General features: G+C 75.0%; 19 protein-coding genes. 10 read left to right on the plus strand and 9 right to left on the minus strand.

Features of this window, described 5'->3' with window-relative positions; translation table 11 throughout:
• Positions 1-67: 67 nt before the first annotated feature.
• A complete protein-coding gene (locus QPK52_RS24990) occupies positions 68-379 on the plus strand; it encodes a hypothetical protein (RefSeq protein ID WP_410539734.1) in 312 nt (103 codons plus the stop codon).
• A 41-nt stretch (positions 380-420) separates the two neighbouring features.
• On the opposite strand, the gene QPK52_RS24995 is transcribed toward QPK52_RS24990, so the two are convergent.
• The 3 genes from QPK52_RS24995 to QPK52_RS25005 form a co-directional block, all read right to left on the minus strand.
• Positions 421-651 (minus strand): hypothetical protein, encoded by a 231-nt coding sequence (locus tag QPK52_RS24995; protein ID WP_410539735.1) that lies wholly within the window; start codon positions 649-651, stop codon positions 421-423.
• A complete protein-coding gene (locus QPK52_RS25000; RefSeq protein ID WP_410539736.1) occupies positions 639-1,151 on the minus strand; it encodes an NUDIX domain-containing protein in 513 nt (170 codons plus the stop codon). Before QPK52_RS25000 ends, QPK52_RS24995 begins: the two co-directional genes overlap by 13 nt.
• A 474-nt stretch (positions 1,152-1,625) precedes the next feature.
• Positions 1,626-2,525, minus strand: a complete 900-nt coding sequence (locus QPK52_RS25005; RefSeq protein ID WP_410539737.1) for an NADPH-dependent F420 reductase — start codon at positions 2,523-2,525, stop codon at positions 1,626-1,628.
• On the opposite strand from QPK52_RS25005, the gene QPK52_RS25010 reads away from it, so the two are divergent.
• Genes QPK52_RS25010 through QPK52_RS25045 form a run of 8 tightly spaced genes read left to right on the plus strand, consistent with a single transcriptional unit; the run spans position 2,524 to position 13,014 of the window.
• Positions 2,524-3,387 carry a TIGR03084 family metal-binding protein gene (locus QPK52_RS25010; protein ID WP_410539738.1) on the plus strand — a complete coding sequence of 288 codons (864 nt, stop codon included), beginning with the start codon at positions 2,524-2,526 and terminating at the stop codon, positions 3,385-3,387. The genes QPK52_RS25005 and QPK52_RS25010 overlap by 2 nt on opposite strands.
• Positions 3,384-5,120, plus strand: a complete 1,737-nt coding sequence (locus QPK52_RS25015) for an acyclic terpene utilization AtuA family protein (RefSeq protein ID WP_410539739.1) — start codon at positions 3,384-3,386, stop codon at positions 5,118-5,120. The genes QPK52_RS25010 and QPK52_RS25015 overlap by 4 nt, the downstream gene beginning before the upstream one ends.
• The gene (locus tag QPK52_RS25020) at positions 5,117-6,721 is read left to right on the plus strand and encodes an acyl-CoA carboxylase subunit beta (RefSeq protein ID WP_410539740.1); all 1,605 of its coding nucleotides are present in this window, start codon (positions 5,117-5,119) and stop codon (positions 6,719-6,721) included. The genes QPK52_RS25015 and QPK52_RS25020 overlap by 4 nt, the downstream gene beginning before the upstream one ends.
• A 9-nt stretch (positions 6,722-6,730) precedes the next feature.
• Positions 6,731-8,806 (plus strand): biotin carboxylase N-terminal domain-containing protein, encoded by a 2,076-nt coding sequence (locus QPK52_RS25025; protein WP_410539741.1) that lies wholly within the window; start codon positions 6,731-6,733, stop codon positions 8,804-8,806.
• Positions 8,803-9,993, plus strand: a complete 1,191-nt coding sequence (locus tag QPK52_RS25030; RefSeq protein WP_410539742.1) for an acyl-CoA dehydrogenase family protein — start codon at positions 8,803-8,805, stop codon at positions 9,991-9,993. The genes QPK52_RS25025 and QPK52_RS25030 overlap by 4 nt, the downstream gene beginning before the upstream one ends.
• Before the next feature lie 29 nt (positions 9,994-10,022).
• Positions 10,023-11,621, plus strand: a complete 1,599-nt coding sequence (locus tag QPK52_RS25035) for a 4-coumarate--CoA ligase family protein (protein WP_410539743.1) — start codon at positions 10,023-10,025, stop codon at positions 11,619-11,621.
• On the plus strand, positions 11,618-12,430 hold the full coding sequence (locus QPK52_RS25040; protein ID WP_410539744.1) for an enoyl-CoA hydratase family protein: 813 nt from the start codon (positions 11,618-11,620) through the stop codon (positions 12,428-12,430). The genes QPK52_RS25035 and QPK52_RS25040 overlap by 4 nt, the downstream gene beginning before the upstream one ends.
• Entirely contained in the window at positions 12,415-13,014 is a 600-nt protein-coding gene (locus QPK52_RS25045; RefSeq protein ID WP_410539745.1) for a TetR/AcrR family transcriptional regulator, read from the plus strand. Before QPK52_RS25040 ends, QPK52_RS25045 begins: the two co-directional genes overlap by 16 nt.
• A 63-nt stretch (positions 13,015-13,077) precedes the next feature.
• On the opposite strand, the gene QPK52_RS25050 is transcribed toward QPK52_RS25045, so the two are convergent.
• The gene (locus tag QPK52_RS25050; protein WP_410539746.1) at positions 13,078-15,111 is read right to left on the minus strand and encodes an FAD-dependent oxidoreductase; all 2,034 of its coding nucleotides are present in this window, start codon (positions 15,109-15,111) and stop codon (positions 13,078-13,080) included.
• Between the two features lie 108 nt (positions 15,112-15,219).
• Positions 15,220-15,612: a nuclear transport factor 2 family protein gene (locus tag QPK52_RS25055; RefSeq protein ID WP_410539747.1), complete on the minus strand. Its 393-nt coding sequence runs from the start codon at positions 15,610-15,612 to the stop codon at positions 15,220-15,222.
• Positions 15,613-15,759: 147 nt separating this feature from the next.
• Here QPK52_RS25055 and QPK52_RS25060 point away from each other — a divergent pair, with 147 nt between their 5' ends.
• A complete protein-coding gene (locus tag QPK52_RS25060; RefSeq protein ID WP_410539748.1) occupies positions 15,760-16,365 on the plus strand; it encodes a PadR family transcriptional regulator in 606 nt (201 codons plus the stop codon).
• A 48-nt stretch (positions 16,366-16,413) separates the two neighbouring features.
• Here the strand turns inward: QPK52_RS25060 and QPK52_RS25065 are convergent, their stop codons facing one another.
• From QPK52_RS25065 to QPK52_RS25080, 4 genes are read right to left on the minus strand one after another with little or no spacing between them, the layout of a single operon-like run.
• Positions 16,414-16,779: an MmcQ/YjbR family DNA-binding protein gene (locus QPK52_RS25065; protein WP_410539749.1), complete on the minus strand. Its 366-nt coding sequence runs from the start codon at positions 16,777-16,779 to the stop codon at positions 16,414-16,416.
• A gap of 59 nt (positions 16,780-16,838) precedes the next feature.
• On the minus strand, positions 16,839-17,459 hold the full coding sequence (locus QPK52_RS25070; RefSeq protein ID WP_410539750.1) for a GNAT family N-acetyltransferase: 621 nt from the start codon (positions 17,457-17,459) through the stop codon (positions 16,839-16,841).
• Positions 17,456-19,684, minus strand: coding sequence for a penicillin acylase family protein (locus tag QPK52_RS25075; RefSeq protein WP_410539751.1), 2,229 nt, complete (start codon positions 19,682-19,684; stop codon positions 17,456-17,458). The genes QPK52_RS25070 and QPK52_RS25075 overlap by 4 nt, the downstream gene beginning before the upstream one ends.
• 2 nt (positions 19,685-19,686) lie before the next feature.
• On the minus strand, positions 19,687-21,264 hold the full coding sequence (locus QPK52_RS25080) for a DHA2 family efflux MFS transporter permease subunit (protein WP_410539752.1): 1,578 nt from the start codon (positions 21,262-21,264) through the stop codon (positions 19,687-19,689).
• Positions 21,265-21,270: the final 6 nt, after the last annotated feature.

A 21,270-nucleotide genomic window follows, 5' to 3' on the forward strand; every position in this document is an offset into this window, starting at 1 on the left:
GACCCTGCCGGGGCATGGACGGGGGAAACCGGCATGGCATCCGGCCCGGCCGGTCACACGTCGAGCCATGAGCGATTCACCGAGCACACCCCCCACGGGCCCGGCGGACGAACAGGCCGTCCGGCGCCTGGTACCGGTCTGGCTGGAAGAGGCGGCCCGCCATGACGCGGAAGCGGCCGAGCGGGCCCGGCAGGAGTGGGAACAGGGCCGCCTGTCCTCCGACGCCGCCAGGGAACTGGCCGACTGGGTGACGGCCCGGGTCACCGACACCGGGTTCAACGAGGACGAGGGACCTTCCAGGCAGGGCCCCGCGCACGTCAGCGTGGCCGACAAGGCCGCTGTCCACCGGTGGCTGGCCGCCCGGGGGCACGACGTGTGAGGCGGTGCCGGAATCCGGCAGTCCGGCAGCGGGGCGGCGGTTCAGGTCCAGGTGTACTTGTCGCCGCCCACCCAGCGCACGGTGGCCGGGTCGTCCAGGTCCACCGGACTCAGACCCGCGTCGTACGCCAGCCGGACCACGTCGGTGAGGTCATGGGCGAGGCCCACCGGCCCCCCTCTGACCTGGACGGTGCGGAACGGCCGGTCCCCGTGTGTCACGCCCCAGACGATGATCGGGGGCTGCGACGGCGTCTCGTCGGTCACGTCTCCCATCGTGTACCGCCGCGGGCGGCCCCGCACTCCGGCTCCGCGTTCCGGCCCGGGCCGGCCTCGCGCCCGATCAGAGGCCGGTGGGACTCCTGCAGTCCCCCGGGCAGGTCACCGGGCGCGAACCACCTCGCCTCCAGGATCTCGAGGGGGTCGATCCGGAGGGTGCCGCCGACGAGCCGGGCCTCGTAGGCGACCTCCGCCCGCAACCGGTATCCGCTGGTGAGGCGGACGAGTCCGCCGACGCGCACCTCGAGCCCGGTCTCCTCGCGCACCTCGCGGACGACCGTCTCCTGGAAGGTCTCGCCCTTCTTCGCGTACCCCGTCGGCAGGCCCCAGGGGCGGTCCTCGCGCCACATGCGGTGTCTGAGGAGGAGCACGTTGCCGTCCGCGTCGCGCACGACGCCGGTGACGCCCACCATGAACTTCGGGTTGGCAAGCCACAGCAGGCGCCACTGCAGCCGGCCGCCGATGCGGTGCCAGATCCGGGCGGCGATCCTCTTCACGGGGTCCTCTCCTTCGGTGGGGCCGTGGTGGGGCGCCGTCCGCGCCGCGCCGGTGCGCGGCCGTGCGGAGGCGCCGCCGTTCACGATGACGCACCCGCATCCCCCGGCGCGTCAGGCGCTCGGCGAGGGCCGGTGCGCGCCGCTCGCCGGCCGGGTGTGGCGCGCACGCTCAGCAGGAACGGGCAGCGTCCTGTTCCGGGTCCACGGCCGCTCCGAGGGATCGGCGAACAGCCGCCGCCCGGCCGAGCGTGTCGCGCCGATCGTCGCCCGCGCGACATCCCTCACCCGGTTCCGGCCGCTGAGGCCCCTGGTGCGCGAGACCCGCGAACTGCTCAGCGACTTCATGCCGACGGCGGCCGCCATGCCGACGGCGGCAGGCATGGCGGCGAGCGGCCCGCAGCGCGAGGAGCCGGGAAAGCCGGGGAGGGGGAGGGGAGGGCCGAGGGCGCCCGGCGCAGGACGCCCGGCCCGGCGTCAGGCGCGGAAGTCGGCCGGCCGCTCCGGGGACGCCTCGGCCAGCGCGGCGGCGACCTCCTCGGCGCCGGCCCGCAGCCCGTACACGGGCGTGCCGGGCTGCTGGCGCCAGGAGTCGTCGATGCCGCCCGCGTCGACGGTGTCGAAGCCCATCTCCTCGATGAGGTCCCGCACGCGGCGCTTGGCGTCCTCGTCGTCCCCGGCCACCGGCAGGGCCATGCGCTCCGGATCGCCCGAGGGACGCGGCCTGTCGACGATGTCCTGGGCGTAGGTGCCGTTGAACGCCTTGACCACCGGGTGGCCGATCTGCCGCTCGGTCCAGCGGCTCTCGGTCAGCCCCTCGTCCTCGATGGCGTCGATCCGGCCGTCGCGCTGCCGCGGGTAGTAGTTGCCCGTGTCGATGACGGCCACCCCGGGGGCGGCTCCGTCGAGCAGCCCGGAGGGCAGGTCGGGCACGGCCTTCAGCGGGACGGTGACCACCACGACCTCCGCGCCGCGCGCCGCCTCGGAGGCGGCGACGGGGGTGGCCCCGGTCTCCTCGGCCAGCGCGGTGAGGGTGTGCGGTCCGCGCGAGTTCGCCACCGACACGTCGTGGCCGAGCGCCGTCAGCCGCCTGGTCAGATTGCCGCCGATGTTGCCCGCACCGATGATGCCGATCTTCATCGTTCGCCCTTCCGTCTCCGTCGGTCGGGGCGACCGGCGGCCGCCCCCTGCCGCCCCGGCCCGGGCCGGGGCGGCTCCCTGCGCAACCCCCGTGCCGGATGATCTGTTCCCCGGCTCATCGCCCGCCTCTTCCGGTGTCGGCCGCAGAAAACCATGCATGCACGCTTGATTGTTTCCGTCGTCCCTGTCACGCTCGCCGGGCGGGGCCCACACGGCCGAGGCGAGGGAGGGCGGCATGCCGGGCACGGCTGCGGACGAGGTGCTGGAGGACCTGCGGAGCGAGGGCGAGGAGCTGGACGCGCTCGTCGCGCCCCTGGCGGAGGAGACCGGCGAACGGTGGACGGCCGCCACCCCGGCGCCCGGCTGGACCGTCGCCCACCAGATCGCCCACCTCGCCTGGACCGACGAGCGCGCTCTGCTCGCCGCCCGCGATCCCGGGGCGTTCCGGCGGGAGGCGGAGGCGGCTCTCGCGGACCCCGCCGCCGTGGACACCTACGTCGACGACGGAGCCCGCCGCGGCGCCGCGCTGCCGCCCGGTGCGCTGCTGGCCCTGTGGCGCGCCGGGCGGCGAACGCTCGCCGGTGCGCTCCGTGAGCTGTCCGCACGGCCGGGCAGGCACCGCATCCCCTGGTACGGGCCGCCGATGAGCCCCGCCGGCATGGCCACGGCCCGGCTGATGGAGACATGGGCGCACGGCGAGGACATCGCCGGGGCCCTCGGCGTGCGGCGCGAGCCGACCGCCCGTCTGCGCCACGTCGCCCGACTCGGCGTGCGGACCCGGGACTTCGCCCACCTGGTGAACGGGCTGGAGCCGCCAGCCGATCCGTTCCGCGTCGAACTCGTCCCGCCCCCGGCGGCCGGCGGCGCTCCCGGCGAGCTGTGGACGTACGGCCCCGCCGACGCGCCGCAGCGCGTCGGCGGGCCCGCGCTGGACTTCTGCCTGCTCGTCACCCGGCGCGTCCACCGCGACGACACCGCCCTGCGCGCCACCGGCGCCGCCGCCGAACGCTGGCTCTCCGTCGCCCAGGCCTTCGCGGGCCCGCCCGGCGCCGGGCGGGCGCCGGGGGCGCGCAGCCACGGAGACGGAGGCACGCGATGAGCCCCGCCCCCGACGGCGGGGTGCTGCGGATCGGGAACGCCTCCGGCTTCTACGGCGACCGCTTCGACGCGGTGCGCGAGATGCTCACCGGCGGTGAGCTGGACGTCCTGACAGGCGACTACCTGGCCGAGCTGACCATGCTGATCCTGGGCCGGGACCGGATGAGGGACCCCGGCCTCGGCTACGCCAGGACCTTCCTGCGGCAGCTGGAGGACACCCTCGGCCTCGCAGTCGAACGCGGTGTGCCGCTGGTGGTCAACGCGGGCGGGCTCAACCCGGCCGGACTGGCCGGAGCGGTGAGGGAGTTGGCCGCCGGGCTCGGCCTGCCGGCCAGGGTGGCCCATGTCGAGGGCGACGACGTGACCGCCCGAGGCGGCTGGGGCGGGGGCGTCCTCACCGCCAACGCCTACCTCGGCGGGGCCGGCATCACCGCCTGCCTGGAGGCGGGCGCCGACGTGGTGGTGACCGGCCGGGTCACCGACGCCGCACTGGTCACCGGAGCCGCCGCCGCCCGCTTCGGCTGGGACGCCGGCGACCCCGCCGGCCGCGACGCGCTGGCCGGCGCCGTGGTCGCCGGGCACGTGCTGGAGTGCGGCACCCAGGCCACCGGCGGCAACTACGCCTTCTTCGCCTCCGAGGGGATCGACGTGCGCCGCCCCGGCTTCCCTCTGGCCGAACTGCACCGCGACGGCAGCTCGGTGATCACCAAGCACCCGGGCACCGGCGGAGCCGTGACCGTCGGCACCGTCACCGCCCAGCTGCTGTACGAGACGGCCGGCGCGCGCTACGCCGGGCCCGATGTGACGGCGCGGCTGGACACCGTACGGCTGCGGGCCGACGGCGAGGACCGGGTGCGGATCGAGGGCGTGCGCGGCGAGCCGCCGCCGCCCGCGCTCAAGGTGGGCCTGACCCGCCTGGGCGGCTTCCGCAACGAGGTGACCTTCGTCCTCACCGGCCTGGACGTCGAGGCCAAGGCGGCGCTGGTGCGCGAGCAGATGGAGGACCGGCTGGACGCCGCGCCCGGCGGCCGCCCCGCCGAGGTCCACTGGACCCTGGCCCGCACCGACCGCGCGGACGCGCCCGTACAGGAGGAGGCGAGCGCCCTGCTCCGCCTCGTGGTGCGGGACGCGGACGCCGACCGGGTGGGGCGGGCCGTCAGCGGCGCCGCCGTCGAGCTGGCGCTCGGCAGCTACCCCGGCTTCCACGTCACCGCCCCGCCGGGCAAGGGGGCGCCGTACGGCGTCTTCGAGACGGCGTACCTGGACGCGGCCGAGGTGCCGCACACGGCCATACTGCCGGACGGGCGGCGGATCGCACCGCCGCCGCCCCGCGCCACCCGGTCCCTGGAACCGGTGGCCGAGCCCCCGCTGCCCGAGCCGCTGCCGCAAGAGAGCCTGAAAGCCACCCGGCGGGCGCCGCTGGGCGCCGTGGCCGGGGCGCGCAGCGGGGACAAGGGCGGCAGCGCCAACATCGGCGTGTGGGCGCGCGACGAGCGGACGTGGCGCTGGCTGGCGCACACCCTCACCACCGACCGGATGCGCGAACTGCTGCCGGAGACCGCCGCGTTGCCCGTCACCAGACACGTGCTGCCCGGCCTGCGCGCACTGAACTTCGTGATCGACCGCATCCTCGGCGAGGGTGTGGCCTCCCAGGCCCGCTTCGACCCTCAGGGCAAGGCGCTGGGGGAGTGGCTGCGCTCCCGCCGCATCGACGTACCCGAGGAGCTGCTGTGACCGTGCTGCGCTCGGCGCTGGACACCGCGGCGCCGGAGTACGCCGCCAACCGCGAGGCGATGCTCGCGAAACTGGACGCGCTGGAGGCCGAGCACGCCAAGGCCCTGGCCGGCGGCGGCGAGAAGTACGTCGCCCGCCACCGCGGACGCGGCAGACTCCTGGCCCGCGAGCGGATCGAGCTGCTGCTCGACCCCGACACCCCCTTCCTGGAACTGTCCCCGCTGGCGGCCTGGGGCAGCGACTACACCGTCGGCGCCTCGCTGGTCACCGGCATCGGAGTGGTCGAGGGCGTCGAATGCCTGATCACCGCCAACGACCCGACCGTGCGCGGCGGAGCCAGCAACCCCTGGACGCTGAAGAAGGCGCTGCGGGCCAACGAGATCGCCCGGGCCAACCGGCTGCCGCTCATCAGCCTGGTGGAGTCCGGAGGGGCGGACCTGCCCAGCCAGAAGGAGATCTTCATCCCCGGCGGCGCACTCTTCCGCGACCTCACCCGGCTCAGCGAGGCCGGCATCCCCACGATCGCGGTCGTCTTCGGCAACTCCACCGCGGGCGGCGCCTACGTACCCGGCATGTCCGACCACGTGATCATGGTGGACCGGGGTGCCAGGGTGTTTCTCGGCGGACCGCCGCTGGTGAGGATGGCCACCGGCGAGGAGGCCGACGAGGAGGAACTGGGCGGCGCCGGCATGCACGCCCGCGTCTCCGGCCTCGCCGACCACTTCGCGGTGGACGAGCCCGACGCGCTGCGCCAGGCCCGCCGCGTCATCGCCCGCCTCAACCGGCCCAAGGCCCACCCCGCCCCCGACCCGGCGGCCGTACGCCCGCCGCGCCACGACGAGGACGAACTGCTGGGCGTCGTGCCCGGCGACCTCAAGACCCCCTTCGACCCGCGCGAGGTGATCGCCCGGATCGTCGACGACTCCGACTTCGACGAGTTCAAGCCGCTCTACGGCACCAGTCTGACCACCGGCTGGGCGACCCTGCACGGCTACCCCGTCGGCATCCTGGCCAACGCCCGCGGTGTGCTGTTCAGCCAGGAGTCCCAGAAGGCCGCCCAGTTCATCCAGCTCGCCAATCAGCGCGACACCCCGCTGCTGTTCCTCCACAACACCACCGGCTACATGGTCGGCACCGAGTACGAGCAGGGCGGCATCATCAAGCACGGCGCGATGATGATCAACGCGGTCTCCAACTCCAAGGTGCCGCATCTGTCCGTGCTGATGGGGGCGAGCTACGGCGCCGGCCACTACGGCATGTGCGGCCGGGCCTACGACCCGCGCTTCCTCTTCGCCTGGCCCAGCGCCAAGTCCGCCGTCATGGGCCCGCGGCAGCTCGCCGGAGTGCTCTCCATCGTGATGCGCGAGTCCGCGGCGGCCAGGGGCAGGCCCTACGACGAGGAGGGCGACGCGACGCTGCGCGCCGCGGTCGAGCAGCAGATCGAGGCCGAGTCGCTGCCGGTGTTCCTGTCCGGGCGGCTCTACGACGACGGCGTCATCGACCCGCGCGACACCCGCACCGTGCTCGGCATGTGCCTGTCGGCCGTGCACAGCGCACCGGTGGCGGGCGCGCGCGGCGGCTTCGGCGTCTTCCGGATGTGAGGAGTGGACGTGTCGACAGAACCGGATGCGGGACGGACCATCGGCTCCGTCCTGGTCGCGGGCCGCGGCGAGATCGCCCGGCGTGTCTTCCGCACCTGCCGGGAGCTGGGCGTCGCCACCGTCGCCGTCCACTCCGACGCGGACGCGGACGCCCCTCACGCGCGGGAGGCCGACGCGGCCGTGTCGCTGCCCGGCGACGCACCCGCCGACACCTATCTGCGCGGCGACCTGATCGTGGCGGCCGCACTGGCGGCGGGCGCGGACGCCGTCCACCCCGGCTACGGCTTCCTCTCGGAGAACGCCGGCTTCGCCCGGGCGGTGCTGGAGGCGGGCCTGGTCTGGATCGGCCCGCCTCCCGAGGCGATCGAGGCCATGGCCTCCAAGACCCGCGCCAAGGAGCTGATGGACAGGGCCGGGGTGCCCCTGCTGGCGCCGGTGCGGCCCGGTGAGGCGCGCGAGGAGGACCTGCCGCTGCTGGTCAAGGCCGCGGCGGGCGGCGGTGGGCGCGGCATGCGGATCGTGCGCGAACTGGCCGCGCTGGAGGGCGAGGTGCGTGCCGCGTCGGCGGAGGCGGCGGCCGCCTTCGGCGACGGGGAGGTCTTCACCGAGCCCTACGTCGAGCGCGGACGCCATGTGGAGGTGCAGGTCCTGGCGGACGGCCACGGCACGGTGTGGGCCCTGGGCACCCGCGACTGCTCGCTCCAGCGCCGCCACCAGAAGGTGATCGAGGAGGCCCCCGCACCGCACCTGACCGGGGAGCAGCGCACCGGACTGCACGGTGCGGCCGAGCGTGCGGCGCGCGCGGTCGGCTACCGGGGCGCGGGCACGGTGGAGTTCCTCCTCGCGCCGGACGGGCGGGCGTACTTCCTGGAGATGAACACCCGCCTCCAGGTCGAGCACCCCGTCACCGAGTGCGTGTACGGCCTCGACCTCGTCGCACTGCAACTGCGGATCGCCGAGGGCTCCCCGCTGCCCGCCGCGCAGCCGCCCGAGCCGCGGGGCCACGCCGTCGAGGCCCGCCTCTACGCGGAGGACCCGGCCCGGCAGTGGCGCCCGCAGACCGGGCGGGTGCACCGTCTGGAGGTGCCCGGCGGTCCCGGGGTGCGGCTGGACGCGGGGGTGGCCGGCGGTGACGAGGTCACCGTCCACTACGACCCGATGCTGGCCAAGGTCATCGCCTGGGCGCCCACCCGCGCCGAAGCCGTGCGGAAACTGGCCCACGCGCTGGAGCGGGCCCACATCCACGGGCCGGCCACCAACCGCGACCTGCTGGTGCGCTCGCTGCGGCACCCCGACTTCACCTCCGCACGCCTGGACACCGGCTTCTACGACCGGTATCTGACGCACCTGTGCCAGGAGCCCCCGGACGGCGAACGGCGCCTGCGCGCGGCCGCGTTCGCGGCGGCACTGGCGGACGCCGAGGCGCGCCGCACGGCCGCGCGGACCGTCTCCGGGCGGCTCGGCGGCTGGCGCAACATCCCCTCCGGCCCGCAGACCGGGCGCTACCGGGCCGAACCCGGCGGGACCGAACTGGAGGTGCGCTACCGGCCCGCGCGCGGCGGCCCGCCGCTCGCCGAGAACCTGCCGGGCGTACGCGCCCTGCGCGTCGCCGCCGACCGCGTCGAACTGGAGGTCGACGGCGTACGGCACGGCTTCGACGTCGCGGCGTACCCGGGCGGGCCGAACGGGCCGGGCGGAGGGGAGGAGCGGGCGAGGGTCTTCGTGGACTCGCCGCTGGGCGCGTACGCCTTCACGGCGCTGCCGCGCTTCCCCGATCCGCACGACCGCACCGAGCCCGGCTCGCTGCTGGCGCGGATGCCCGGCACGGTCGTGCGCGTCGCCGACCGCCTCACCGCGGGCGACGCGGTGACGGCGGGACAGCCGCTGCTGTGGCTGGAGGCGATGAAGATGGAGCACCGCGTCACGGCGCCGGCCGACGGGGTGCTGCGGGAGCTGCGGGTGACCGCCGGACAGCGCGTGGAGGTCGGCGCCGTCCTCGCGGTCGTCGTCTCCGAGGAGCAGGGCCGCACCGGCGGCGCGGAACCGCCGGCGAGTCCGGCAACCGACGAAGGGGCAGGGGCATGACCACCGAACAGTGCGCCGGGCACACGGGAACGGCACTGCTGGAGACCGGCGAGCAGCGGGCGCTGCGCGCGGCCGTCGCCGCACTCGGCGGGCGCTACGGCCGCGAGTACTTCGAGCGGGTGCGCCGGGCGGGCGGGCAGACCGACGAACTGTGGCGGGAGGCGGGAAAGCTCGGCTACCTCGGCGTCAGCCTCCCCGAGGAGTACGGGGGAGGAGGCGGCGGCATCACCGAGCTGTCGATCGTGCTGGAGGAACTGGGCGCGGTGGGCTGCCCGCTGCTCATGCTCATCGTCACCCCCGCCATCACCGGCACCGTCATCGCCCGCTTCGGCACCGAGGAGCAGAAGCGCGCCTGGCTGCCCGGACTGGCCGACGGCAGCCGGAAGATGGCGTTCGGCATCACCGAGCCGGACGCCGGCTCCAACTCCCACCGCATCACCACCACCGCCCGCCGCGCCGGCGGGGAGTGGGTCCTGAACGGCCGCAAGGTCTTCGTCTCCGGCGTGGACATCGCCGACGCCACCCTGATCGTGGGCCGTACCGAGGACGCCCGCACCGGACGCCTCAAGCCCTGCCTGTTCATCCTCCCCCGGGACGCCCCGGGCTTCTCCCGCAGCATGATCGAGATGGAACTGTCCGCCCCCGAGAAGCAGTTCGAACTGGTGCTGGACGACGTACGGCTGCCCGCGGACGCGCTCGTCGGCGACGAGGACGCCGGACTGCTCCAGCTCTTCGCCGGACTCAACCCCGAGCGGATCATGACCGCCGCGTTCGCCCTCGGCATGGGCCGCTTCGCCGTCGGCAGGGCGGTGGACTACGCCCGCACCCGGCAGGTGTGGAAGGAGCCGATCGGCGCCCACCAGGCCGTCGCCCACCCGCTGGCCGAGGCGCACGTCGAGATCGAACTGGCCCGCCTGATGACGCGCAAGGCGGCCCTGCTGTACGACGCCGGCGACGACGCGGGGGCTGGCGAGGCGGCCAACATGGCCAAGTACGCGGCGGCGGAGGCATGCGCGAAGGCCGTCGACCGCGCCGTGCACACCCTCGGCGGCAACGGCCTGACCAGCGAGTACGGTCTGGGCTCCCTCGTCACCGCCTCCCGCGTGGCCCGTATCGCGCCGGTCAGCCGGGAGATGATCCTCAACTTCGTCTCCCACCGGACCCTGGGACTGCCCAGGTCCTACTGAGCCACTCCGCCCTTCCTCCGGAGGACACCGTGTTCCGCAGCGAGTACGCCGATGTCCCGCTCCTCGACCAGCCCGTCCACGACGCCGTCCTGGGGGCTTCCGCCCGCGACTTCGCCGACCGCCCCGCGCTGGTCGACGGGGTGGAGGGCACCGAACTCACCTACGCGCAACTCGACGGCTCCAGCCGCCGCATCGCCGCCGCGTTCGCCGCCTCCGGCCTGCGCAAGGGCGACGTGCTCGCCCTGCACAGCCCCAACACCATCGCCTACCCGGCCGTCTTCTACGCCGCCACCCGGTGCGGCGCCGCGGTCACCACCGTCCACCCGCTGGCCACCGCCGAGGAGTTCGCCCGGCAGCTCGCCGACTCCCGCGCCCGCTGGATCGTCACCGTCTCACCCCTGCTGGCCACCGCCCGGCAGGCGGCCGAACGCGCGGGCGGGATCCGGGAGATCGTCGTCTGCGACCGGGCCGACGGACACCGTTCGATCCAGGACATGCTCCTCACCGACGACCCCGAGCCGGACGTCGCCATCGACCCGGGCGAGGACCTGGCCGCCCTGCCCTACTCATCGGGCACCACCGCCGCGCCCAAGGGCGTGATGCTCACCCACCGCAGCATCGCCACCAACCTCGCCCAGCTCCAGCCGGTCGCGCCCGGCGGCCCGGAGGACCGGCTGCTGGCCGTGCTGCCGTTCTTCCACATATACGGGCTGACCGCCCTGATGAACGCGCCCCTGCGGCGGGGCGCCACCGTCGTCGTCCTGCCCCGCTTCGACCTGGAGCAGTTCCTCGGCGCCGTGGCCAGGCACCGGATCACCGATCTGTACGTGGCGCCGCCCATCGTGCTGGCCCTGGCCAAGCACCCGGCGGTGGACTCCTACGACCTGTCCTCGGTACGCCATGTGGTCAGCGCCGCCGCCCCGCTGGACGCCGGCCTCGCCCGGGCGTGCGCCCGGCGGCTGGGCCTGTCCACGGTGCGGCAGGCGTACGGGATGACCGAGCTGTCGCCGGGCACCCATGTGGTGCCGCTGGCGGAGGAGCACCCTCCGCCGGGGACGGTGGGGAAGCTGCTGCCGAACACCGAGATGCGGATCACCGCCCTGGACGATCCCGGCCGCGACCTGGGCGCCGGGCAGGAGGGCGAGATCTGGATCCGCGGACCGCAGGTGATGAGGGGCTACCTGGGCCGCGCGGACGAGACCGCGGCCATGGTCGACGCCGACGGCTGGCTGCACACCGGCGACGTGGGACGGGTGGACGACGACGGCTGGCTGTACGTCGTCGACCGGGTCAAGGAGCTGATCAAGTACAAGGGCTACCAGGTCGCCCCGGCCGACCTGGAGGCCGTGCTGCTGGCCCACCCCGGCATCGCCGACGCGGCGGTCATCGGCGTCCGCGACGAGGACGGCAACGAGGTGCCCAAGGCGTACGTGGTGCGCCGCGAGGGCGCGGACCTCACCGCCGGGGACGTGCTGGCGCACGTGGCCGCGCACGTCGCCCCCTACAAGAAGGTGCGGCGGGTGGAATTCACCGACACCGTGCCGCGCGCCGCCAGCGGCAAGATCCTGCGGCGCGAACTGCGGGCCCGGGAGCGCGAGCGGGGCGGGGAGAGGGGGGCCACGGCATGACGGACACGGGCTGCGGGACGGACACGGACGGCGGGGGCGGCAGGGACGGCGGGCCCCTGGTGCGAAGCTCGGCCGGTCGGGGCGTCACCACCCTCACCCTGGACTCGCCGCACAACCGCAACGCCCTCTCCGCCCGGCTGGCGGGCGAGTTGCACGCGCACCTGGAGGCGGCCGGGCACGACCCGGACACCCGGGCGGTGCTGCTCACCCACACCGGCACCACCTTCTGCGCCGGCGCCGACCTGAACGAGGCGGGCGCGGCGGCCGGGCCGACCGGCGCCCCCCTGGGCCTGGCACGGCTGCTGCGCAAGGTCGTGGCCTTCCCCAAACCCGTCGTCGCCCGCGTCACCGGGCACGTACGGGCGGGCGGTGCCGGACTGGTGGCCGCCTGCGACATCGCGGTGGCCGGTCCCGGCGCGACCTTCGCCTTCACCGAGGCACGGCTCGGGCTGGCCCCCGCGGTGATCTCCCTGCCGCTGCTGCCGCGGCTGGACGCGCGGGCGGCCGGGCGGTACTACCTGACCGGCGAGCGGTTCGATGCGGCCGAGGCGGCCCGCATCGGGCTGGTCACCATCGCGGCCGAGGACGTGGACACCGCGCTGGAGCCGGTCCTGGACGGGCTGCGGCGCGGCTCGCCGCAGGGCCTGGCGGAGTCCAAACGCCTGGTCACGGCGGAGGTGCTGCGGGTGTTCGACCGGGACACCGATAGCCTGGCGGAGCTCTCCGCGCGGCTGTTCGCCTCGGACGAGGCGCGCGAGGGCATGTCCGCCTTCCTCGAACGACGGGACCCCCGATGGGTGCACCACTGACCGCACGGGGCAACGCGCCCAAGCAGGACCGCAGCCGCGCCACCCGGCGGCGTCTGCTCCAGTCGGCCGTGGCCTGCCTGGCCGGGCGCGGCTGGGCGGGCAGCACGGTCGCGGTCGTGGCCGAGCACGCGGGCGTCACCCGCGGGGCGGCCCAGCACCACTTCCCCACCCGTGAGGACCTGTTCACGGCGGCGGTGGAGTACGTCGCCGAGGAGCGGTCGGCCGTCCTGCGGGACCTGCCGCGCCCGGCCGGCGTCCGGGAGGCCGTCGAGGCGATCGTCGGCCTCTACACCGGCGAACTCTTCCGCGCCGCGCTCCAGTTGTGGGTCGCCGCCTCCAACGAGCCCCAGCTCGCTCCCCGGGTGACCGCGCTGGAGGCGCGCATCGGCAGGGAGACGCACCGTATGGCGGTGCGTCTGCTGGGCGCGGACGAGAGCGTGCCCGGAGTGCGGGAGACCGTGCAGGGCCTGCTCGACATGGCCCGCGGACTGGGCCTGGCCAACCTCCTGACCGACGACAGCGCCCGCCGTGAGCGGGTCGTGGCCCAGTGGGCGGCCGTCGTGGAGGCGGCCCTGCGCGGCTGACGGGACGGGCGGGGCCGTCCGCTCCGCGGAGGCCGTCCCGCCCGTCCCGCGCCCTGCGGTGCCCTACAGGGCGGCAGCCAGGCGGGTGCCCTGGTCGATCGCCCGCTTGGCGTCGAGTTCGGCGGCGATGTCGGCGCCGCCGATGAGATGGGCCTTGACGCCGCGCCCGGCCAGCTCGTCGTACAGGTCGCGCCGGGGTTCCTGTCCGGTGCACAGCACGACGGTGTCCACCGGCAGCACCTGGGGGCGCCCGTCGACGGTGATGTGCAGGCCCTCGTCGTCGATGCGCTCGTAGGTGACGCCGGCGAGCATGGTGACGCCGCGCTGCCTGAGCTCGGTGCGGTGGATCCAGCCGGTGGTCTTGCCCAGGCCCGCGCCGACCTTGCTCGTCTTGCGCTGGAGCAGGTGGACGGTGCGCGCGCCGGCGGGGTGGACGGGCTCGGTCAGGCCGCCGGGGGAGCGGTACTCGGTGTCGACGCCCCAGCGGGCGAGGAACGCCTCCGCCGTCTCCGGCTCGCCCGGTGCGCCGTCCGGCCCGGGGTGGGTGAGGTAGGCGGCGACGTCGAAGCCGATGCCTCCCGCGCCCAGGATCGCGACGCGCCGGCCGACGGGCCCGCGGCCGTGGAGGACGTCGAGGTAGCCCACCACGCTGGGGTGGTCGATGCCGGGGATCTCGGGGACGCGGGGGGTGACACCGGTGGCCAGGACGATCTCGTCGTGCCCGGCGTCCGCGAGCCGCCCGGCGGTGACCTCGGCGCCCAGGCGCTGCTCGACGCCGAGGGCGTCGAGCCGGTGGCGGTAGTAGCGCAGGGTCTCGTCGAACTCCTGCTTGCCGGGGACCCGGCGGGCGGTGTTGAGCTGCCCGCCGATCTCGGGGGCCGCGTCGTACAGGGTGACGGTGTGGCCGCGCTCGGCCGCGGAGACGGCGAAGGCGAGCCCGGCCGGTCCGGCGCCGACCACCGCGATGTCCTTGACCCGGCGGGTGGGCTCCAGGACGAGCTCGGTCTCGTGGCAGGCCCGGGGATTGACCAGACAGGAAGTGATCTTGAGGTTGAAGGTGTGGTCCAGACAGGCCTGGTTGCAGCCGATGCAGGTGTTGATCGCCTCGGGCGTGCCGGCGGCCGCCTTGGCGACGAAGTCGGCGTCGGCGAGCATGGGGCGGGCCAGGGAGACCATGTCGGCGTCGCCGTCGGCGAGGATCCGCTCGGCCAGCTCGGGATTGTTGATGCGGTTGCAGGTGACCAGGGGGACGGAGACGGATCCCATCAGCCTGCGGGTGACCCAGGTGTACGCGCCGCGGGGCACGGAGGTGGCGATGGTGGGGATGCGCGCCTCGTGCCAGCCGATGCCGGTGTTGATGATGGTGGCGCCCGCGGCCTCGACGGCCCGGGCCAGCTCGACGACCTCGGGGAAGGTGGAGCCGCCGGGGACCAGGTCGAGCATGGACAGCCGGTAGACGATGATGAAGTCCTCGCCGACACGCTCGCGGACCCGGCGCACGATCTCGACGGGGAAGCGCATGCGGTTGGCGTACGAGCCGCCCCAGCGGTCGGTGCGGTGGTTGGTGGCGGAGGCGATGAACTCGTTGACGAGGTAGCCCTCGGAGCCCATGATCTCCACGCCGTCGTAGCCCGCGGACCGGGCGAGGGCGGCGCAGCGGGCGAAGTCCTCGATCGTCTGCTCCACCTCGGCGTCGGTGAGTTCGCGCGGGGTGTGGGGGCTGATCGGGGCCTTCAGCGGGCTCGGGGCGACGAGGTCGGGGTGGTAGGCGTAGCGGCCGAAGTGGAGGATCTGCATCGCGATGCGGCCGCCCTCGGCGTGGACGGCGTCGGTGACGGTGCGGTGGCGTTCGGCCTCCTCCTCGGTGGTGAGCATGGCGCCGCCGGGGTAGGGGCGTCCGGCCTCGTTGGGGGCTATGCCGCCGGTGACGATCAGGCCGACACCGCCGCGGGCGCGTTCGGCGTAGAAGGCGGCCATCCGGGAGAAGCCGTCGGGGGCCTCCTCCAGCCCGACGTGCATCGAGCCCATGACGACCCGGTTGGGCAGGGTGGTGAAGCCCAGGTCCAGCGGCCGGAGCAGATGGGGGTAGGCGGTCATGCGGTCGTTCTCCCGGTTCGGTGCGCGTGGGGGCGGCGGGGCAGGGCGGTGCGGCGGGACGGTGCGGTGTGACGAGGCTGCGGGGCGAGGGGCCGGGCGGGCCGGCGGTCAGCGGCCGGCGGCCTCGCGCGAGATCCGCTCGAACTGCGCGCCCATGGCCTCGGCGAGCGCCTGGGCGGCGGACAGCGGGCGGACCATGACGGTGAGGTCGTCGATCCTGCCGTCCTCGTCGAAGTGCAGGAGGTCACAGCCCTGGACCCGCCGGCCGCCGACCGTGGCGGTGAAGACGAGGGCGTGGTCCCGGCCGCCCGGATCGGAGATCTCACGGGTGTAGGAGAAGTCCTCGAAGACCCGCGTCACACCGCGCAGGATCGCCGCGGTGATCGCCTTCCCCTCGTAGGGCCTGAACGCGACAGGGCTGGTGAAGACGACGTCCTCGGCCAGCAGATCCGCCATCGCCTGCTCGTCGCGGGCCTCCACGGCGCGCCGGAAGGGGTTCATGCCGACCACCTCTATGGACAAAAAGTTTACTAAGTGCGTTGGAGAGTAGATCCCGGCGGGGAGTCTGTCCACACTCGGCCGAAACCGCGCCCGCGGGCACGGAACAGCCGATTTGTCGGCAGGTCGCCCCCGTGCTCCAATACGGGGATGGCTCTGCGCAACGCGGTGATGGCGGCCCTGCTGGAAGGCGAGGCGTCGGGCTGGGACCTGGCCAAGGGATTCGACTCCTCGGTCGCGAACTTCTGGACCGCCACCCCCCAGCAGCTCTACCGCGAACTCGAGCGCATGGAGCGGGAGGGGCTCGTCGCCGCCCGCGTCGTCCAGCAGGAACGGCGGCCCAACAAGCGCCTGTTCTCCCTGACCGAGGCCGGATACGCCGCACTGCGCGAGTACACCGCCGCCGCTCCCGCCCGGCCCACCGTCATCCGCGACGAACTGCTGGTGAAGGTCCAGAGCGCCGACGTGGGCGACGTCGAGGGCGTCCGGGCCGCCGTCGAGACGCAGCTGGAGTGGTCGACGGCCAAACTGGCCCGCTACGAGCGGGGGCGCGCCAAGCTGCTGGACGGGCGGACCGAGGAGGAGTACCTCGCGCAGGCCCGGCGTGTGGGCCCCTACCTCACACTGCTGCGCGGCATCGCCTTCGAGCGCGAGAACATCCAGTGGTGCGAGACCGCCCTGAGGGTCCTGCGGCAGCGCGGCGCCGGCGCCGGCGGGCGCGGGGACGCGGTGGAGGCGTCCGGCCGCCACCGCTGAGGGGGGCCGGGCGCCTCCACCGCGCCCGGCCCGGCCCCGGGGCCGCGCCTACGGGCCCACCGCACCGCCCGGCACCAGGTCCGGATGCGCCTCCAGCAGCCGCTCGGGGGCCGCCTGCCGCCACGAGTCGACGAGGATGTCGCGCAGTTCGGCGACGTCCTCCAGGGCGGCCAACCTGACCCGCACCCATGCCGAGGACGCCTCGTGGGGCGGCACCCAGAACTTCTCCGGCTCGGCCGCGATCAGCTCGGTGCGCTCGTGGCGCGGGCAGCGCACGGCGACGGAGGTCTCGTCGTCGGGGACGGTGATGTACATCTTCCCGGCCACCCGGAAGGTGGGCATGCTCCATGCCTCCTTCTCCACGGTCTCCGGGAGGGACAGCGCGATACGGCGGACGTCGTCGGAGTCGATCACGACAGCACCGTAGCCGTGCCCACCGACACACCCGGACCATGCCGGGCGCCCCCGTCCCCTCAGGAGGGCCGGGACGAGGCGCGGGAGAGGAAGGCGTCCCGGTCGAGGAAGACCAACCGGGCCCGCTTGTGCGGCAGTTCGACCTCGGGGCCGAGGACGAAACCGGTCCGCAGCAGCCGGGAGACGGCCTTCTCGTTGCGGGCGTCGGGCTCGGCGACGATCCGCCTGCGGCCGGGGTCCTCGGCCAGCAGGTGGGCCAGGAAGACGGTCAGCAGGGTGCCGGTGAAACCCGGACGCGCCCCGCCGTCCGCGGGGCCGACCATCAGATGGATGCCGAAGTCCCCCGGCCGCACCTCGTAGTACTCGCCGACCGGGTCGGCGTCCGGCTCGTAGGTCTGGAAGAGGGCGACCGGCCGGTCGTCGAGGTGGATCAGGTAGGCGTGGTGCGTGGACAGGGAGTCCAGGTACTCGTAGGTCTCCAGGACCTCTTCGCGGGTGTGGTCGAGCATCCCCCAGAAGCGGGCCCGCTCCCGGGTCACCCAGCCGTACAGCAGGTCGATGTCGCGGGCGGGGTCCACGGGGACGACGCGGACGGTGCCGAAGCCCTCGACGCGGGTCTCGTGCACGGCTTCGCGGCGCCGGGGGGACGGGGCGCCGGAGGGCGAGGCTGGGGTGGTCACTTCTCTCCTCGGTCGTGCGGTGCGTGCGGTGAGTGCGGTGCGGACCGGTCGTGCGGTACGGCGGACTCCTCGGTGAGCCGGTCCCAGTCGGTGACGACCGGGACCAGCTCGCAGCGCGCCCACAGCGGGAGCTGATCGCGGTGGTGCGGGTCCCCGGGCACGCCCGAGGCGCCGAGCGGCACCACCCAGACGCTGTCATCGCGTCGGGCCAGGTCCCACACGTAGCGTGCGGCGGAGGCACGGGCGCTGAGGTCGGTGACCCCGGGCACGCTGGAGGTGGCCAGTACGCAGTCGTGGTCGCCGGCCAGGGCCGGCCAGGACTCGCCGGGGCCGGCCGGCAGCGCCCGCCAGGGCGCGAGCCGGTGGGTGTCGCCCCACCGCGCCGGCGGACCCTGGGCGGCGGCCTCGCGGGCCGCCACCTCCTCGACCGCGCCCCGTACGGCCCCGGCCCGGTCCGCGAGCGGCAGCAACCCGGTGGCCAGCAGGTGCTCCAGGGCGTATCCGACGCGGGGCACGAGCGCGAGCCAGGGCCGGAAGACCTCCGGCGCGGGCGGCGGGTCCGCCAGCGGCCGCAGCAGCGGGTGGTCCGCCAGCCGCCGCACCGTCGCGGTGCGGACGGCGGCGAAGGAGGCGGCGCCGGCGCTGTCGGCGTCCATGCGGCGGTCCCAGTCCAGCAGCCGCTCCCGCAACCGCCGGGCGGCCGGCGCCAGTTCCCCGGGGTCGGTGCGCGCCAGCAGGTCCAGCAGGGGCGCGGCCGAGGCCAGCAGGGTGTCGCGGTGGACGGCGGGCATGTCCTGCGCGGACCACCCGGACCGCTCCGCCAGCAGCTCCCGGATGCGCTCGGCCCGGTGCGGCGGCGCGAACTCCACGCCGAGGGGCTCGGCGATCCCGCGCTGGTTGGCCATGACCGCGATCCCCTCCACGCGTTCGCGCGGCACCGGTTCGTACCGGCCCCGCCAGGCGTGCCGGGGCTCCCAGGCGGGCACGACCCGTGTCCGGTTGTCCGGGTGGCGCGCGGGGACGGCGCCCGCCACCCGGTGCAGCGTCCCGCCCGCGGTGTCGGCGGCCAGGACGACGTTGACGGGTTCCGCCCAGCCGTCCAGGGCGCGGTCGACGTCGGCGACGCTCCGGGCCCGCAGCAGGGCGGGAAGCACACCGAAGCCGAGGTCCGCGCGGACGCGCGGGGGGTGGCGCAGGGTGATCGCGCCGAAGACGCCCGGGGCGGAGGAGTCCCGAGCCGGGGGCTCCTGAGCCGGGGGCTCCTGAGCCGGGAAGTCCCGATCCGCCCACTCCGCCGCCTCGTCGCCGTCGGCGATGACGGGGCCGCGCCCGGTCTCGATCACCTCGACCGTCACGGGCTCGCCGCCGGCCACCTCGATCGTCTCCACGTGACGCTCGGCGGGCCGCCATCCGTCCGGACCCAGCGCCTCCACCCGCTCGCCGTCCGGCCCGGTGCGCCGCAGCCGTTCGCGGTAGAGGTCCTGGTAGTCGGCCATGGCGTTGGTGATGGCCCAGGCCACCTGGCCGGTGTGGCCGAAGTGGGCGATGCCGGGGACGCCCGGGACGGCGAGACCGACGACGTCGAACTCCGGGCAGGCCAGCCGGATCTGCTGGTAGACGCCCGGGTCCTCGATGAACCGGTGGGGGTCGCCCGCGACGATCGCCGCGCCGGTGGCGGTGCGGTCTCCGGGGACGAGCCAGCCGTTGCTGCCGGAGGTGCCGGGCCCGTCGGTGGCGAACACCCCCACCCACTCGGGCCCCAGGCGGCGGGCGACGGCGTCGCGCCAGAGCTTGGCCGGGAAACCCGCGAACAGGATGTGCGCCGACAGCCAGACACCCATCGGGCTCCACGGCCGCCACAGGCCCGGAACGAGCCCGGCGGCGGCGAACTCCGGCGCCCGGCGGGCCCCTTCCGCCAGCCCGTCGTTGACCCCGTCGACGTAGGAGCGAACCCAGGCGGCGGTGCCGGGGTCCTCCCGCTCCAGGGCGTCCATGCACCGCCGGGCGGTGTCGTCCAGCCGGACCCGCCGGGCGAACCGGTCCCAGGAGACGGCCTCCGCGCCGAGGAACGACGCGGAGGTGCCCTGCGAGCGGTGCCGCTCGACCTCCATCTGCCAGGCACGGTCCCGGGCCGCGTTGCGGCCCTGGGCGTACGCCAGCTCGTTCGCGCCGTCCGCGCGCAGATGCGGTACGCCCCAGGCGTCCCGGTAGACCTTCACGGCCATGCTCAGCGTTCCTTCCCGGCGGTGGGAGGCGGGTCTGCCGCCGGACCCCGTACGGTGGACCGCCCGGCGCGGCCCAGCAGCAGACCGGCCGCGCAGCCGCCCGCGAGGATCGCCGCTGCGCCGGCCAGCTGCCCGGTCCGTAGTCCGGAGGCGAACGCCTCGGCGACCGCGGCCAGGTCCGCCTCCCGGGAGACCCGGGCCAGCGCGGCGGGCAGCGACTCGGCGGTGCCGGCCGAGTCCGGCAGCAGGGCGGCGAACCGGGAGGCGAGTACGGCGCCCAGCACGGCCACCCCCAGGCCGGCGCCCATCTCCGAGAGGGTGCCGTTGACGCCGGCCCCCGCGCCGGCCTTCTCCTTGGGGATCGAGCTCATGATGGCCTCGGCGATGGCCGGGTTGGCGCAGCCGCAGCCCGCCCCCATCAGCACCAGGCCGGCCAGGGCCCAGCCGTAGCCCCCGTCGCCGACGAGGGCGACGACCGCGAGCCCGGCCGCCATCACGGCCATGCCCGAGGCGATCATCACCGGCAGGCCGAGGCGCGCGATCAGACGCGCGGAGGCGCCGGTGAAGTTCACCAGCACCACCGTCAGCGCGAAGGGCGCCACGGCCAGGCCCGCCTGGAGCGGGCTGTCGCCGCGGACGAACTGGAACTGCTGCGTGAGCAGGTACAGGGCCCCGCCGCTGCCGAAGGTGATCAGGACTACACCCGTCACGGCCCCGGTGAAGCGGCGGCTGCGGAACAGGGCCGGGTCCAGCATCGGGTGCTCGGTGCGCCGCTCCCAGCGCAGGAAGACGGCCAGGACGGCGGCGCCCAGCACGGCCGGCACGAGGACGCCGGGGGAGGTCCAGCCCTCCTCCGGCCCGGTGATGACGGCGTAGACCACGCAGGTCATACCGGTGACGGAGAGCACCAGGCCCGGCAGGTCGAGGCGACCGCCGCGCGGATCGCGGCTCTCGGGGACGAGGACCGAGGCGGCGACCAGGCCGACGAGCACGACCGGGATGTTGATCAGGAAGATCGCGCCCCACCAGAAGTGGCTGAGCACCAGCCCGCCGACGACCGGTCCGGAGGCGAAGCCGAGGGCGTTGACGGCGCCCCACAGGCCGATGGCCCTGGGCCGCTCGCTCGCGTCGAAGACCTGCATGACGACGGCGAGGGTGGTCGTCAGCAGCAGCGCCGCGCCCACGCCCATGCCCGCGCGGGCCGCGATGAGCTGGGCGGAGGAGGAGGCGAGCCCCGCCGCCAGCGAGCCGGCCCCGAACAGGGCCAGCCCGGCCAGCAGCATCCGCTTGCGGCCGTAGCGGTCGGCGGCGTTGCCCGCGGCCAGCAGCAGACCCGCCTGCACCAGGGCGTAGGCGTTGATCATCCACTGGATGTCGGCGGTGGACGCGCCCAGCTCGCCGGTCAGCGACGGGATCGCCACGTTGAGCACGGTGTTGTCGAGCACCACGACGAGCTCGGCGAGGCAGACCACTGCGAGGATCGCCCAGCGGGCGGGGTGTCCGCCGGGCGGTCCGGCCGCCGGGCCGGATACCGGATCGGGTGCCGGGCCGGCGCCGGCGCCCGGGTCGGTCGTCACCACGATGTG

This window comes from Streptomyces sp. KL2, from assembly GCF_046529545.1.
Lineage (GTDB): Bacteria > Actinomycetota > Actinomycetes > Streptomycetales > Streptomycetaceae > Streptomyces > Streptomyces radiopugnans.